This window comes from Arthrobacter sp. efr-133-R2A-120 (assembly GCF_030209835.1).
Classification (GTDB): Bacteria; Actinomycetota; Actinomycetes; order Actinomycetales; family Micrococcaceae; genus Arthrobacter.
Window position 1 is genome coordinate 67,382 of the sequence record NZ_JARVRF010000003.1, and the last position, 14,066, is coordinate 81,447.

11 protein-coding genes are annotated in these 14,066 nt (G+C 64.7%); 1 reads left to right on the plus strand and 10 read right to left on the minus strand.

Going from position 1 to position 14,066, the window contains the following annotated elements:
* Positions 1-5 precede the first annotated feature (5 nt).
* The 3 genes from gltX to QRN52_RS02210 form a co-directional block, all read right to left on the minus strand.
* A complete protein-coding gene (gltX, locus tag QRN52_RS02200; protein ID WP_284751153.1) occupies positions 6-1,520 on the minus strand; it encodes a glutamate--tRNA ligase in 1,515 nt (504 codons plus the stop codon).
* A gap of 87 nt (positions 1,521-1,607) precedes the next feature.
* Complete coding sequence (locus QRN52_RS02205) at positions 1,608-2,384, minus strand: fumarylacetoacetate hydrolase family protein (RefSeq protein ID WP_241707477.1); 777 nt, start codon at positions 2,382-2,384, stop codon at positions 1,608-1,610.
* A gap of 56 nt (positions 2,385-2,440) precedes the next feature.
* Positions 2,441-3,223 carry an MBL fold metallo-hydrolase gene (locus QRN52_RS02210; protein ID WP_284751154.1) on the minus strand — a complete coding sequence of 261 codons (783 nt, stop codon included), beginning with the start codon at positions 3,221-3,223 and terminating at the stop codon, positions 2,441-2,443.
* A 139-nt stretch (positions 3,224-3,362) separates the two neighbouring features.
* Between QRN52_RS02210 and QRN52_RS02215 the strand changes: the two genes are divergently transcribed.
* Positions 3,363-4,100 (plus strand): SGNH/GDSL hydrolase family protein, encoded by a 738-nt coding sequence (locus QRN52_RS02215; RefSeq protein WP_284751155.1) that lies wholly within the window; start codon positions 3,363-3,365, stop codon positions 4,098-4,100.
* Positions 4,101-4,231: 131 nt separating this feature from the next.
* Here the strand turns inward: QRN52_RS02215 and QRN52_RS02220 are convergent, their stop codons facing one another.
* The 7 genes from QRN52_RS02220 to QRN52_RS02250 form a co-directional block, all read right to left on the minus strand.
* Positions 4,232-5,344, minus strand: coding sequence for a branched-chain amino acid aminotransferase (locus QRN52_RS02220; RefSeq protein WP_284751156.1), 1,113 nt, complete (start codon positions 5,342-5,344; stop codon positions 4,232-4,234).
* Between the two features lie 134 nt (positions 5,345-5,478).
* On the minus strand, positions 5,479-6,543 hold the full coding sequence (locus tag QRN52_RS02225) for a 3-isopropylmalate dehydrogenase (RefSeq protein ID WP_390283151.1): 1,065 nt from the start codon (positions 6,541-6,543) through the stop codon (positions 5,479-5,481).
* 83 nt (positions 6,544-6,626) lie between these two features.
* Entirely contained in the window at positions 6,627-7,418 is a 792-nt protein-coding gene (locus tag QRN52_RS02230) for a class F sortase (protein WP_284751157.1), read from the minus strand.
* A 72-nt stretch (positions 7,419-7,490) separates the two neighbouring features.
* Positions 7,491-8,201, minus strand: a complete 711-nt coding sequence (locus QRN52_RS02235; protein WP_284751158.1) for a hypothetical protein — start codon at positions 8,199-8,201, stop codon at positions 7,491-7,493.
* A 437-nt stretch (positions 8,202-8,638) separates the two neighbouring features.
* Entirely contained in the window at positions 8,639-10,198 is a 1,560-nt protein-coding gene (gene metG, locus QRN52_RS02240; RefSeq protein ID WP_284751159.1) for a methionine--tRNA ligase, read from the minus strand.
* Between the two features lie 192 nt (positions 10,199-10,390).
* Positions 10,391-11,146 (minus strand): ABC transporter ATP-binding protein, encoded by a 756-nt coding sequence (locus QRN52_RS02245; RefSeq protein ID WP_078108578.1) that lies wholly within the window; start codon positions 11,144-11,146, stop codon positions 10,391-10,393.
* Positions 11,143-13,947, minus strand: a complete 2,805-nt coding sequence (locus QRN52_RS02250; protein ID WP_284751160.1) for an ABC transporter permease — start codon at positions 13,945-13,947, stop codon at positions 11,143-11,145. The genes QRN52_RS02245 and QRN52_RS02250 overlap by 4 nt, the downstream gene beginning before the upstream one ends.
* Between the last annotated feature and the right edge of the window lie 119 nt (positions 13,948-14,066).

The window sequence follows — 14,066 nt, forward strand, 5'->3', positions numbered from 1 at the left end:
CTGAACTAGCCGCGGAAAGAGCGCAGGCGGGTGAGCGAGGAGTCCTTGCCCAGGATGACCATCGATTCGAACAACGGCGGCGAGATGCGGCGGCCGGAGATTGCCGTCCGCACGGGGCCGAACGCAAGGCGCGGCTTGATGCCGAGGTCCTCCACCAAGGCCTGCTTGAGCGCTGTCTGGATGCTTTCTGCCGTCCAGTCCGCGAGCGGTTCCAGCGCTGCCAGCGCAGCGTCCAGCACCTCGCCCAGGTTCTCCGGGAGACCCTTGCGGGCGTCGTCGGCAACGTCGATCGCGTCGTCGTTCTTGAACAGGAAGGCAAGCATCTCCGGAGCCTCGCCCAGCAGGGCGATCCGTTCCTGGACCAGCGGTGCGGCCTCGGCAAGGATCTCTTCCTGGCGCGGAGTCAGGATCTCCCCCACGAAGCCGGCAGCACGCAGGTAGGGAACGAGCCGCTGACGGAAATCCTCCGGCGTGAGCATCCGCACGTGCGTTCCGTTGATGGCTTCGGCCTTCTTGATATCGAAGCGCGCAGGGTTGCCCAGGACATCGTGGATATCGAAGTTCGCAACGAGCTGCTCCACGCTGAAGATGTCCTCATCGGCGCTCAGGGACCAGCCCAGGAGGGACAGGTAATTGAGCAAACCCTCACGGATGAAGCCGCGTTCACGGTGCAGGAACAGGCTGGATTCCGGATCGCGCTTGGAAAGCTTCTTGTTGCCCTGGCCCATGACGTAGGGAAGGTGGCCGAACTCCGGCATGTACTCGGCCACGCCGATCGCGTACAGGGCGCGGTAAAGGGCGATCTGCCGCGGAGTGGAGCTGAGCAGGTCTTCGCCGCGAAGGACGTGCGTGATACCCATGAGTGCGTCGTCAACGGGGTTCACCAGTGTGTACAGCGGGGCGCCGTTGGCACGGACCACGGCGAAGTCGGGCACGGATCCCGCCTTGAACGTGATCTCCCCCCGCACGAGGTCGTTGAAGGTCAGGTCTTCGTCCGGCATGCGCAGGCGCAACACGGCATTGCGGCCCTCGGCCTTGTACTGGGCGAGCTGCTCTTCGGTGACGTGGCGGTCAAAGCCGTCGTAACCGAGCTTGGGGTCCCGGCCGGCGGCGCGGTGCCGCGCCTCGATCTCCTCCGGAGTGGAGTACGACTCGTAGATGTGACCGCCGGCCTTGAGCTTGGCGATGACGTCCTGGTACATGTCGCTGCGCTGCGACTGGCGGTACGGTTCGTGCGGCCCGCCAACCTCGACGCCCTCGTCCCAGTCGATCCCGAGCCACTTCAGCGCGTCAAGCAGCTGGTGGTAGCTTTCCTCGCTGTCGCGGGCCGAGTCGGTGTCCTCGATCCGGAAAATCAGCTTGCCACCGGTGTGCCGCGCATAGGCCCAGTTGAAGAGGGCCGTACGGATCAACCCAACGTGCGGAGTTCCCGTGGGTGAGGGGCAGAACCGGACGCGGACCGGGGTTTCGGCGGTCACGGCAGGAATGGCGGCAGAGTTCGACGCAGCAACAGTAGTCATAGTGGTTCCAACTTTACCGCGTGGCGCTAGACGAAACGGCCAGTGCCGCTTGACCGGAAGCGGCCTGCGGGGCGGACCGCCAGACCTCTACCGGCGGACTACCGGGTTGGACAAGCGGCCGATGCCTTCGATCTCGATCTCGTAGCGGTCGCCCTCCTGGACCAGGCCGACACCGGCCGGAGTTCCGGTCATGATGACATCACCAGGAAGCAGGGTGAACGCCTGCGAAACGATCGATACCAGCTCGCGCACGCTGCGAATCATTTGGTTCGTGCTGCCGTCCTGGCGGAGTTCACCATTGAGCCAGCCCTTGATGGCAAGGTCCTCGGGGTCGAGTTCCGTCTCGATCCACGGGCCGAGCGGCGCGGAGGTGTCAAAGCCCTTGGCACGCGCCCACTGCAGGTCCGTCTTCTGGACGTCGCGGGCCGTGAGGTCGTTTCCGCAGGTGTAACCGAAAATGACATCGTCCACGCGGTCTTCGGGCACGTCCTTGCAAATACGGCCAATGACAACGCAGAGTTCCGCTTCAAAGGAAACTTCCTCCGAGAACTCAGGCAACACGATCGGATCGTTGGGGCCGACGACGGCGGTGTTCGGCTTCAGGAACAGCAGGGGATGCTGCGGTACCTCATTACCGAGTTCCCGGGCGTGCTCGGCGAAGTTCCGTCCCACGCCGATGACCTTGCTGCGCGGAATGATCGGTGCCAGCAGGCGCACGTCTTCCAGCTTGTGGCGGACCGAGGTCCGCTCGACGCCGTTGAAGAAAGGGTCGCCGTGGATGACAGTGATGACTTCACTGCCGGGCTCACCTTCGACGACGCCGTAGACGGGATCAGAATCAACAACAAACCGGGCGATACGCATGGGTTCTAGCGTACCGTCCGCCGGCGGGCACTATGCGCGCACTCCGGACGGGTCCGCTAGCCGCGCAGATAGTCCAATTGCGCCGCCACCGAAGTTTCAGCTGCCCACCGCACGGAAGGATCGACGTCGGGATACACCGCATCGGTGACAGCCTGGACCTCGGCCTGGGCGCCGAGCCGCGCCAAGGCTTCACGGATCTGATCCAGCCGCATCTCCCGGTGAGCCCTGTACTCGCGGCACACGGCGTCCACAGCCGGCAGGACGGGCCCGTGCGCGGGCAACAGCGTTGCCGGACCAAGGCTTTCGAGTGTGTCGAGGCTGGAAAGGTAGTCCCCCAGCCTTCCATCGGGATAGTCCAGGACGGTGGTGCCCCGCCCCAGGATGGTATCGCCCGTCAGCACCGAGCCATCCGGTCCGTCGCCCGGAAGGTGGAAGCAGACTGAATCCGAGGTGTGGCCCGGCGTGGCAAGCACGCGGATCTCAACGCCTGCAGCCTCGATGACCTCGCCACCGCGCAACGGTTCGCCGCCGTGGCAGTGCGCCGGATCCGCCGCGCGGACGGGCGCGCCGGTGAGTTCGTGGAAGCGCGCAGAGGCCTCGGTGTGGTCCTTGTGCCGATGGGTGATGAGAACGAGCTCCACCGTTCCGCTCGTGGCCAAGGCCGCGAGGTGCGATTCGACGCGCGGCCCGGGATCGACGACGACAACTCCGGCAGCGTCCGGGGCGGCAATGACGTACGAGTTGGTGCCGTCGAGGCTCATCGGACCCGGATTGGGCGCGAGCCGCGAGCGGGTGAATGGACTGGTGTTCTGGAAAGAGGCGTCATTGACCGGATTCACGTCTCCATCTTGGCACACGCCAAGGGGCCGGACCCGGGAACGGACCCCGGATGCCAAGAGTCAAAGAGGGCGCACGACGTAGCATGGTGCCAAGGCACTGGGACGGATGCATGTGGACAGTTGCGGAGGAGTGATCGGATTGCTGCGGAGTCAAACCCGGGGAAATGGACTTCTCCGGACGACGACGGCGATCGCCACCGTTTGCCTTTCCGTCCTTGCCGTCCTCAGCGCCTCTTCCTCCGACACTGGAGCACGGGCCGCGGGACCGGTCCAGCCCGCCGTGGTGATCATCGGAGACTCCCTCAGCACGGGACACGGCACCTCCCCTGCCGATGCCTGGCCCAATCTGGTGGAGAACGATCCCGGTTTTCAACAGTTCCACGCGACCATCGTCAATGCCGCGCATGATGGCAGCGGCTATGTCAGCGTCGGCGACAACGGATCGACTTTCGGTTCCCAAGTGGAAACGTCGGTAACGGACGGGACGCGCTTGGTGCTGTTCTTTGGTTCCGAAAATGACATGGGCACCACTCCCGGAGAAACCGAGCTTGCGGCCGCACGGGCGTTTGCCTCAGTCAAGTCCCGCGCTCCCGACGCCGACATCGTGGTGGTCGGGCCGCCGTCGTACACGAGCACCCCCGAGGCGGAAAGGCTCAACATCCGCGACCAGGACAGGGCCGCTGCCCAGAAAGCCGGCGCCGACTTCGTTGATCCGATCGACCTCGGCTGGATCATGGACGACGCCGCGGACCTCATTGGTCCAGATGGCGATCACCCGTCCGTCGCGGGCCAGCAGTATCTGCAGGCCAAGATGGAAGCGCTCATCGAACCGCGGATCCGGCAAGCCAGCCCCGGTAACACCCCGTTCGCGGGTTGAGTTCGCGGGTTAAACAGCGACGGCGACCCGCCCACCAAAGTGGGGGGCCGCCGTCGGGCGCTCTCAAAGACAGGGCCCACGCCGGCGAGGGACCCGAGCCGAGCTTGCGAGGCTTGGGAGGCGGTGGGGACTTAGGCCAGGCGGGTGAGCCAGCCGTGCTTGTCCTCGACCGTTCCGGTCTGGATGCCGAGCAACTGCTCGCGGATGGCCATGGTGGTTTTGCCTGCCTTGGCGTCCTCGGAGCCGATGAACTCGGTCTTGTCCTTGAGTACTCCGATGGGCGTGATGACGGCCGCGGTTCCGCAGGCAAAGACCTCGGCGATTTCGCCGGAGGCCACGCCGTCGCGCCACTCGGCGAGGGTGATCTTGCGCTCGGAAACCTCGCGGCCCATGTCCTTCGCCACCTGGATGACGGAAGAACGGGTCACGCCTTCAAGGATGGTTCCGGTAAGCGCCGGAGTGGCGAGTGAGCCATCCTTCATGACGAAGAAGACGTTCATGCCCCCGAGTTCCTCGACGGCGTCGTCGTTGAAGTGGTCCAGGAAGAGGACCTGCTTGCAGCCGTTCTCCTCGGCTTCCATCTGGGCAATCAAGGAAGCTGCGTAGTTTCCGCCGCACTTTGCCGCACCCGTTCCGCCTCGGCCGGCGCGCGCGTATTCACGGGAGATCCAGATGGATACCGGCTTGAGTTCGCCGCCGAAGTAGTTGCCTGCCGGAGAAGCGATGACCCGGAAGGAGACCTCGCGGGCTGCGCGGACACCCAGGAACGCCTCCGTGGCGATCATGAACGGGCGCAAGTACAGGGCTTCGCCGTCGCCGGACGGAACCCATTCCTTGTCTGCCTGCACGAGTTCGCGGATGGCGCCGAGGAAGTACTCCTCGGGCAGTTCCGGGAGGGCCAAGCGGCGGGCCGACTTGTTCAGGCGGGCGGCGTTGGCCTCGGGACGGAATGTCCAAACGGAGCCGTCAGCGTGGCGGTATGCCTTGAGGCCTTCGAAGATCTCCTGGCCGTAGTGCAGCACTGCCGCCGAAGGATCCAAGGAAATCGGTCCGTAGGCCTCGACGCGGGCACTGTGCCAACCGCCCTTGCCCTCTGTGTCAACGCTGTAGTCGACAATGACGGTGTTGTCGGTGAAGTAGTCGCCAAATCCCGGGTTTGCCAGGATAGCTGCACGCTCCTCAGCAGACTTCGGGGTCTCCGAGAGCTGCTGGCTGAATTCGACGCCGTGGGCAGTCTGAGTCATGTTTCCTCCAGTCGGCTACCTGGCAGAGCGAACCATCTCTTGGAGGATATGGTTCAGCGACGGACCACGGCAGCAGTAAATAATTCAAGTAAAGCTTACGCCCGGGCACAGGCCCTAAAGTGCCAGCACAGGCCCTAAAGTGCGGCAGCGATGGCGTCGCCGATGGCCGCGGTACTGCGGCTCTCGCCATTGCGGCTTTCGATATCGGCGACGACGGCGGCTTCGATCCTGCGGGCGGCGGTCGTGTAGCCGAGGTGGTCAAGCAGCAGGGCCGCGGACAGGATGGCGGCAGTTGGATCCGCTTTCTGCTGTCCGGCGATGTCCGGGGCGGAGCCGTGGACGGGTTCGAACATGGAGGGGGCTGTGCGGTCCATGTTGATGTTGCCCGAGGCCGCGAGACCGATGCCGCCGGTGATGGCCGCGGCAAGGTCAGTGATGATGTCGCCGAAGAGGTTGTCGGTGACAATCACGTCGAAGCGGGAGGGGTCGGTCACCATGAAGATGGTGGCAGCGTCGATGTGCAGGTAGTCATGGGTGACCTCGGGGAATTCCTTGGCCACGGCCTCGACAGTGCGCTTCCACAAGTGGCCTGCGAAGACCAGGACATTGTGCTTGTGGACGAGGGTGACATGCTTGCGGGGACGCTCGCTGGCGCGGCGGAACGCGTCACGGACAACGCGCTCGACGCCGTGGGCCGTGTTGAGCGACACCTCGGTGGCAACTTCATGGGGGGTCCCTCCGCGGAGCGTACCGCCGTTGCCGACGTACGGACCCTCGGTGCCTTCGCGGACCACGATGAAATCGATGGTGCCGGGGTTGGCCAGCGGGCTGCCTACTGTGCCGTAAAGCCGCGAGGGCCGTAGGTTCACGAAGTGGTCAAGGCTGAAGCGGAGCTTGAGCAGCATTTCGCGTTCGATGATGCCTGACGGAATGCGGGTGTCTCCCGGCGCCGCACCGACGGCGCCGAACAGGATGGCATCGCGGGTACGCAGATCGGCCAGGACCTCGTCCGGGAGTGTTTCGCCGGTTTCAAGCCAGTGCTGGGCCCCGAGCTTGTATTCGGTCTGCTCCAGGGTGACGCCTTCTTCGGCGACAATCTTTTCCAGGACCTTGAGGGCTTCGGCAATGACTTCGGGGCCAATGCCGTCGCCGGGGATGACAGCCAGGTTGATCGTTGCGGCGGGGTGCGTTGCGCTCATGTTTTCAGACTGCCAATGCATCCACATTCTGGTCAAAATCGTCTCACCATTTGGGCGGTCGAGGGTCTTCCCTCCGCGGGCAGCTACTTGCCGGAAACAGGTGAAGCGACCACGGCGACATTTTTGCCCCAGAGATCCTGGGTGTAGCAACTGATCAGGACCAGTCGGTTGGGCACCGCCGCCCAGACGGGACTGTCTTTCAAAGTCGATTTTGTGTACGTCGTAACGGATTCGACTTTGTATGTCATCGTTCCCCTTGCCGTGACGACTTTGAGCTCATCCCCGGGGGCCGCCGCATAGCTGAGATGGTTGAAGGGCGCATCGAGGCCCTCCCAACTGTGCCCGATCACGTAGGTGGTATTCGTCGAGCCCGCTCCGGGGGTTCCGAACGTACTGAGCCAATATGCATCCATCGTCTCCGGCGGCTCAATGCTCTGCCCGCCAGCGGGGTCCGGTCGCAGCGGGTGAACCGCCACATCCAGGCCGACGGCCGGGTACGTAATCTGCAATGGGGCCGACGCCGCAGGAAGAGGCGGCGTTCCAGGCGCAGTCGCAGGAGCGCCAACTGCCGCCCTGTTCCCCCCGGGCTTGTTCGCAGGAGCAGGCGACGAAGGCGCCCGGCTCCCCGGAACGGAATCGGGCGCGGAACTCCGGGGCGAAGCCGAGGGGACGGCCGGCGCGGCTACGAGGGATGTCCCTGCCGTTGGCCCCGCGCCGAACGCGGCCGGGTTCCCGGGCCCGGAGACGCCGTAGACCAGCCAGGACGCAAGCAGCCCCCCGACGCAGACCGCCAACACCAGAAGATCTCTGGAACTGATGAGCAGGCCACGGATACCGACTGCGCGGGACTGCCGCGCGTAGCGGTGACTGGCCATGATCACTCCTGGAGATAGTGGAGCAAGTGGCTGGGTGCCGCCCATCAGATTGCGGCACCCAGCCGGGTTTGCCTAGCGGTCTGCCTTGCGGGCCCGAACCCCGCTCCTCACGACGACAAACGCGGCCACTGCGCTGAAGAGAGCAGTCAGGCCGGCAAGCCATCCGGGGATACCTGCGTCCGCCTTACCGCCAACGGCCGTCTGGACGTTGTAGCCCACGTTGGTTACTGCGGGGTCCGGCGCGGTCGCGGCCGTGACCGGAGTGACGGCTGCAGGCACAGGCGCTGCCGGCACAGCGACGGGTGGAACCACAGGCGTGACGACCGGCGGCGTCACGGGCCCCACCTGCTCCACCGGCGGGTCGGTCACCGGCGGGCTCGTCACCGGGTCCGTCGGCGGGCTCGTCACCGGGTCCGTCGGCGGACTCGTCACCGGGTCCGTCGGCGGACTCGTCACCGGGTCCGTCGGCGGGGTGGTCACCGGCGGGCTCGCCACCGGCGGGGCCGCCACGACGCAGCCAGCGTTAAGGATGGCGATGTTCTCCGGAGTGAGGTTTTGCCCGTTGGGCATAAAGCTGCCGGCGTTTGCGGGAATGATGTCGGCGGTGTCTGCGATATGACCGGACAGCGCCGACAAGCTGAGGGTCACTGCTACATAAGGGTGCGACGCCGAATGGGTGGCGTGGCAGATGGTGATCTTGTCCGAGGGTGCGGCATTCGCCGACACTGTGGCACCTAGCAATCCCAGGCCCACAACCCCCATGGTGGCAATAGTTCGTTTCATTTCGGTCCCTCCAACCACAATCAGGTTCGAGCTGACCAGACTTTGCGGAGTAACCGTCTTCGAGACCCAGGAAAGACAAGTACGGGAGACCTCAACCAGCGAGATGAATCTTGACAGTTACTCCCCAGAAAGTGTCATCAGTTCGCTTGCCTTTCAGGCTAGGTTTCCGTCTCCTGATTAACGCGAGTGGCAGGTACGCGTTTGCAGGCGGCAAGCTGTGAGCCTTGTACCGGCCGCTACCTGCTCCGGATGGATCTCCACTCGCTGGCGGGAGGGCACCACTTGGAACTCATGTGACCGGCCGAACCCGCCTCCGGACACCGACCGGTCGTGGGACGGTAAAAGGAACACCCCCTCACCCGGCGGGGTGAGGGGGTGTCACGCACCGCAAAAGTGAGCGGGCGTTGGCCAAAAAGGCGGTGTAAGTGAGCGAGCGTCTAGGACTCGGCGGGCTCCTCGTAACGCGGAAAGACCGGGGCCGGGGCCGGGAGCTCCGTGCCGGGGACGATCGGAGCAGCGATGGCCGCGAACTGGCGGGCCTCGCCTTCCGGCTGTCCCAGCCCCTCAAGCAGCTTGGCGGCCGACGTCGGCATGACCGGCTGGGCGAGGATCGCCACGATCCGGACAACCTCCAGCGTGACGTAGAGGACGGTGTTCATGCGCTCGACGTCGGTCTTGCGAAGCACCCACGGGGCCTGCTCGGCGAAGTACGCGTTGGTGTCACCCAGCACGGCCCAGATCGCCTCGAGGGCACGGTTGAATTCCTGCTTCTCGAAAGCGGCCCGGGCCACGTCCAGCAGTTCGCCGGCCTGGGCCAGCAGCGCGGAGTCCTCAGCTGAGAATTCGCCGGGCACCGGCACCTTGCCTTCGCAGTTCTTGGCCACCATGGACAGCGAACGCTGTGCCAGGTTGCCGAAGTTGTTGGCGAGGTCTGCGTTCATGCGGCCCACGATCGCCTCGTGGTTGTAGCTGCCGTCGGCGCCGAAGGGCACTTCGCGGAGGAAGAAGAAACGCACCTGGTCCAGGCCGTACTGCTCGACGAAATCCTTGGGGGCCACCACGTTGCCGAGGGACTTTGACATCTTGACCCCATTGTTGGTCAGGAAGCCGTGGATCATGACGCGCTTGGGCAATTCCAGGCCGGCGCTCATCAGGAAGGCGGGCCAGAAGATCGCATGGAACCGGGAGATGTCCTTGCCAATGATGTGGACGTCCGCGGGCCAGAACTTACGGAACGCCTCCGAATCGGCATCCGGGTAGCCGACCCCCGTCAGGTAATTGGTCAGGGCGTCAACCCACACGTACATGACGTGCTTGTCGTTCCCCGGCACCGGGACGCCCCAGTCGAACGTCGTCCGGCTGATGGACAAGTCCTGCAGGCCCTGCTTGACGAAGCTGATGACCTCGTTGAAGCGGTACTGGGGGGCGCCGAATTCCGGCTGCTCCTCGTACAAGGCGAGCAACTTGTCCTGGTAGGCGGACAAGCGGAAGAAGTAGCTCTCCTCCGCGGTCCACGTCACTTCGGTGTCGGTACCGCGCGAGTAGCGGACGCCGTCGTCCTTCAGTACGGTCTCGTCCTCGGTGTAGTAGGCCTCGTCGCGGACCGAGTACCAGCCCTCGTACTTGGACAGGTAGATGTCCCCCTTGGCTTCCATCTTCTTCCAGATGGCCTGCGAAGCGGCGTAGTGATCGGCGTCCGTGGTGCGGATGAAGCGGTCGTACGAGATGCCCAAGGCAGCGTGGGCCGCCTTGTAGATTTCGGCATTCCGGTCCACGAGTTCCTTGGGCGTGATGCCTTCCTTCTCCGCGGCCTGGGCAATCTTCATGCCGTGTTCGTCCGTACCGGTCAGGAACATCACGTCGTAGCCGTCGAGGCGCTTGAACCGGGCCATCGCGTCGGTGGCGATGTACTCGTAGGCATGCCCGATATGCGGCTCGCCGTTCGGGTACGTAATGGCGGTGGTGATGTAGAACGGGGGTTTATCTGGAGACGTCACTCTACGAAGTTACCTTCTCTTGGAGATGGAAAGACCGGACCGGCCGCATATGACGGCCGGTCCGGAGGCATCGGCGGGGTCCACGCCGCCAGGGTTCCCTGGCCGTGGGCCCACAGCCGCCGGGTTCCCTGGCTGAGCTTGCGAAGCTAGGGGGCGGCTGGGGACTTGCGAGGCGAGGGTGGCGGGTGGGGACTAGTTCAATTCAGTCAGCGTATCGCTGAGCCTGACAAGCTCGTGGTCGTGCGAGGCCACCAACACGGCAATCCCGTCACTGGTGGTGTCCTTCAGGATGCTGATGATGCGGTTTGCCGAGGTGCGGTCGAGGCTGGCCGTTGGCTCATCCACCACGAGGACACGGGTGCCCAGGATCAGGGCGCGGGCGATGGCGACACGCTGGCGCTCACCGCCGGAAAGCTGCGCCGGACGGTGGCGCATGCGCCGGCCCAGCCCCACCAGGTCCAGCAGGTCCTTCGCCATTTCAGTGCGCTGCTCCACTTCGCCGTCGGGAACAGCCGGCAACAGCACGTTCTCCAAGGCGCTCATGCCGTCGATCAAGGCACCGCCCTGGTCCACATACCCGATCAGCGCGCGGCGGCGGTCGGCGATTTCGTCGTCGCCCATTTTCTCGAGGGAGTCGCCCTCCCAGAGGACACGGCCCGACGTCGGAAGCGTGAGTCCCGCGCCCACCGTCAGGATGCTGGTCTTGCCTGAGCCGCTTCGCCCGGCGACGCAGTGCATCTCACCGGCGTGCAGGGTCAGGTTGAAATCCTCGACGACGGTCACCGGCTCTGCGCCACCCTTGTCACCGCCGTAGCGGATGGTGATGTTGCTCAACTGGAGGGGCATACCGTGGTCCGCTGCCCGGACGATGGTGTTGGCGCGGGTCTGGAACGACTCGTCGGTGGATTCCGTGGTCGCGGTCAGATCGGGTTCGAGATTGTCAGTCATTTGACCACTTTCGTTGCAATGGGAATCCAGCAAATTACGGCCAACACTCCGGCCAAGGCGGCCCAAAGTGCGGCATAAGGAGCGAGCAACAGGCCCAGGCCCAGCGCCCCCAGGACGCCCAGGATCAGGGCCACGGCTCCGACCAAGGCATTTTCGAAGAATCTGACCTGCCCCAGCATGTCCGGGTTCCAGCCCATGGCCCGCAGCGTGCCGAGCTGCTCGCGCCTGGCCTGGAGTTCGAAGCGACCGGTGACCAAGGTCAGCACGAGGCCCACGAGCACCCCGGAGACCGCCAGGATGACGCTTGGCAGCGCGATGGTGGCGGAGGCGAGCCCGCTGAGGGCACTCGCTCCAGCCGCGCGCGGGATGTCGATGAGCAAGGCGATCAGGGCACCAACGGCCGCCCCGAAGACGCCCACGGCCACGGCCAGCGCCACTGAGCTGAAACGGTGCGTGACCAGTTGGCGGTACGCGAACGTCAGCGGCGAATCCACCGCGATCAGGCGTTCATCGTGTTGGGGTTCCTGGTCGACGACGTCCCGGTGCCGCAATTGCTGGGCCGCGATGTAGGCGGCAGCGCAGTAGATGAACAGCACGGATGCGGAAACAATGACCGTAGCCAGGTTCCAGCTCAGGAGGCTCAGCGCAATGCCTGCCACGGCAACGATCCCCGCACCGATACCGAACTCCTCAAGGACCCAACTGCGGATCTTCCTTTGGGTCCAGCCCATAGCGCGGAGGATCCCCGCCTCGCTGCGTCGCTGGCGGATATAGCTGACGGTGGAAGCGCCTGTCAGGAGTGTGGCCCCGCACAGCGTCAGGAAGAGGAGGGTGATGTTGGTGCCTGTCAGGGAGCCGGAAACGGCATCGGCGGCATCCTGCCGAACCCAGGACTGCTGGACGGTGCCCAGCGCGGATTCCTTGCCGGCGTCGTCCTTCGAGTATCCGGGCACGAAGATGTTGGCGTCTTCACGCGCGGAGCCGGCCACCACTGTGGCTTCGAGCCCCATGTCGCGGATCTGGGCCGCGAGCTTGTCGACCTCCGGTTGGGCTTGCTTCCAGTTGCCTGGCGCGCTGGCGCGGACCCGGATGGCATCGATCACGTTGGCGTTGGAATCGTAACCGCGCGCTGCGGCAAGGCCGTAGTAGTCGGTAATGGCACCGGCAGACTGGCTGACCAAGCCCGTGGCGCTCAGCGAGGGCTTGAGGCCCTTGGCCGCGGTGTCATTGCCCGAAGCGTCCTTCTGGAGCGTCATCGGGGCCGGGTCATAACCGCCCAAGGGCAGCTTGTTGACGTCGCCCGCCGCTTTCTGGACCTGGGCGGGATCAAATGTCCCGTAGACCATCGGCAGTGGGGTAGCGGGCTTCGATCCCGTGGCAAGGTTCTCCCGGTACGAGCGCTCGTCGACCGGCTTGCGCTGGCTCTGGTCCACCATCGCCCCGAAAGCCGATTTCTCGGGAAGCTTGTTGACCGTCACCCAGTCCCCCGGTGTGGCGGACTTGCCGACGGCTCCATTCGCGGAGGTTTCGCCGTCCTTGTACTTGGGTGCCGCGGCGAAGTCGGTGCTCCACTGGGCCGGCTGGTACAGGCCTTGGCTGAAGTTGCCCGTGTTGCCGAGCAACTGGCTGTGGTCCGTGGATCCGGGCCATTCGAGGGCGAAGGGCGACTTTGACACGAACGGCAGGTAGTCCTTGTCCAAGGAACGCGAGACAGTGCCGACGTCGTTGACGACCTTGCCCGAATCATCGATTTCCTGGATCTTGACCGAATACTTCAGATCCAATGAGGTTCCCTGCCGGACGATCAAAGGAATGGCCTGCGAGGCATCGGTGATCTGGCCGGACAGCTTTGCCTGTTGGTACTGGGTCATGAGGGGTGCCCAGTATTTGAGCTTGACGCCCATGAAATCCGGGCCCTGTTCGAGTTCCTGTTGCGTAGGGCTCTTGGCGAAGAGTTGTTCGAAGTAGCGACCGATGGCACCGGCGTTGCGGGTGTCGGCCGGCGGAGCCTTTTGCAGCGGTGCAAGGAAGTCTCCGGCCGAGCCCAACAGGGCGCGTTCAGCTGTCGGATCGACGGCGACGACAGACTCTGTGACCTGGGGAGCCATGGGCAGGGCCACCGAAAGGTTGAAGAGGTTGTGTTCCGAACCACCGGCAGGCGCAGGGAACTTGATGCCGGTCTCCCCTCCCGGGCCGGCGATGCGGATGCTCTTGCCCCCGGCAGTCTGCTGCTCTATGACCTGCCCCTTGCCGAGCGTGCCTTCAGCGCTGGTCTGGAAGAGGGTTTGCTGGGACACTCCATCGGAGCTCACGGCAGTGGCCGTCAGGCGGTACTTTTTGGGCTGCGCGGGAAGGACGGACTCTGGCGCGGGCCAGTTCTTCGAGTCAGTTCCGGTCGGATCTCCAGCGGTGGCCCCACCAGCCAGCCCCGCGTTGTAGCCAAGGTAATCCATGGCATCAAGCCGCGGGGTTTCCAAGTTCTGCGTCACCCGGGAAACGAGGCTGATCGGCGCCGCGACGGACGTACCGCTCAGCCCACGGATCTTCTCGAGTTGCGGGAAGCTGATGCCGCCCTGGCCGTTCGCGATGTCCGGCTGGAGGAGCGCCCCGCCGTCCTTGGTGTCCGCGGACTTGGCCTGGACCAGGATGTCGTACAGGCCGCGTGAGTTCTCATCCACTGTCCGGTTCAGCGCGGCCTGCGACTGGCTCTGGATGAATACGGACAAACACATGGCGACGATCAAAATGGCCGCGGTCAACAGAAGCACGCGGCTTCGGATGAACCTCTGGACGGCGTTCATAGGGCTCCCTGAGTCCTGGATTGCGGGTGTGCACACTGCTGTCCCTGGAACCATGCCGAGGCAATAGGAATCCACCGGGTGCGTGCAAAAGATATTGGCCGGCCTGCCGCCGGTTCCGA

Coding starts and splice junctions, on each gene's coding strand:
- gltX (WP_284751153.1), bottom strand. CDS start 1,520: ATGACTACTGTTGCTGCGTCGAACTCTGCCGCCATTCCTGCCGTGACC.
- QRN52_RS02205 (WP_241707477.1), bottom strand. CDS start 2,384: ATGCGTATCGCCCGGTTTGTTGTTGATTCTGATCCCGTCTACGGCGTC.
- QRN52_RS02220 (WP_284751156.1), bottom strand. CDS start 5,344: ATGACTCAGACTGCCCACGGCGTCGAATTCAGCCAGCAGCTCTCGGAG.
- QRN52_RS02225 (WP_390283151.1), bottom strand. CDS start 6,543: ATGAGCGCAACGCACCCCGCCGCAACGATCAACCTGGCTGTCATCCCC.
- QRN52_RS02230 (WP_284751157.1), bottom strand. CDS start 7,418: ATGGCCAGTCACCGCTACGCGCGGCAGTCCCGCGCAGTCGGTATCCGT.
- QRN52_RS02235 (WP_284751158.1), bottom strand. CDS start 8,201: ATGAAACGAACTATTGCCACCATGGGGGTTGTGGGCCTGGGATTGCTA.
- QRN52_RS02245 (WP_078108578.1), bottom strand. CDS start 11,146: ATGACTGACAATCTCGAACCCGATCTGACCGCGACCACGGAATCCACC.
- QRN52_RS02250 (WP_284751160.1), bottom strand. CDS start 13,947: ATGAACGCCGTCCAGAGGTTCATCCGAAGCCGCGTGCTTCTGTTGACC.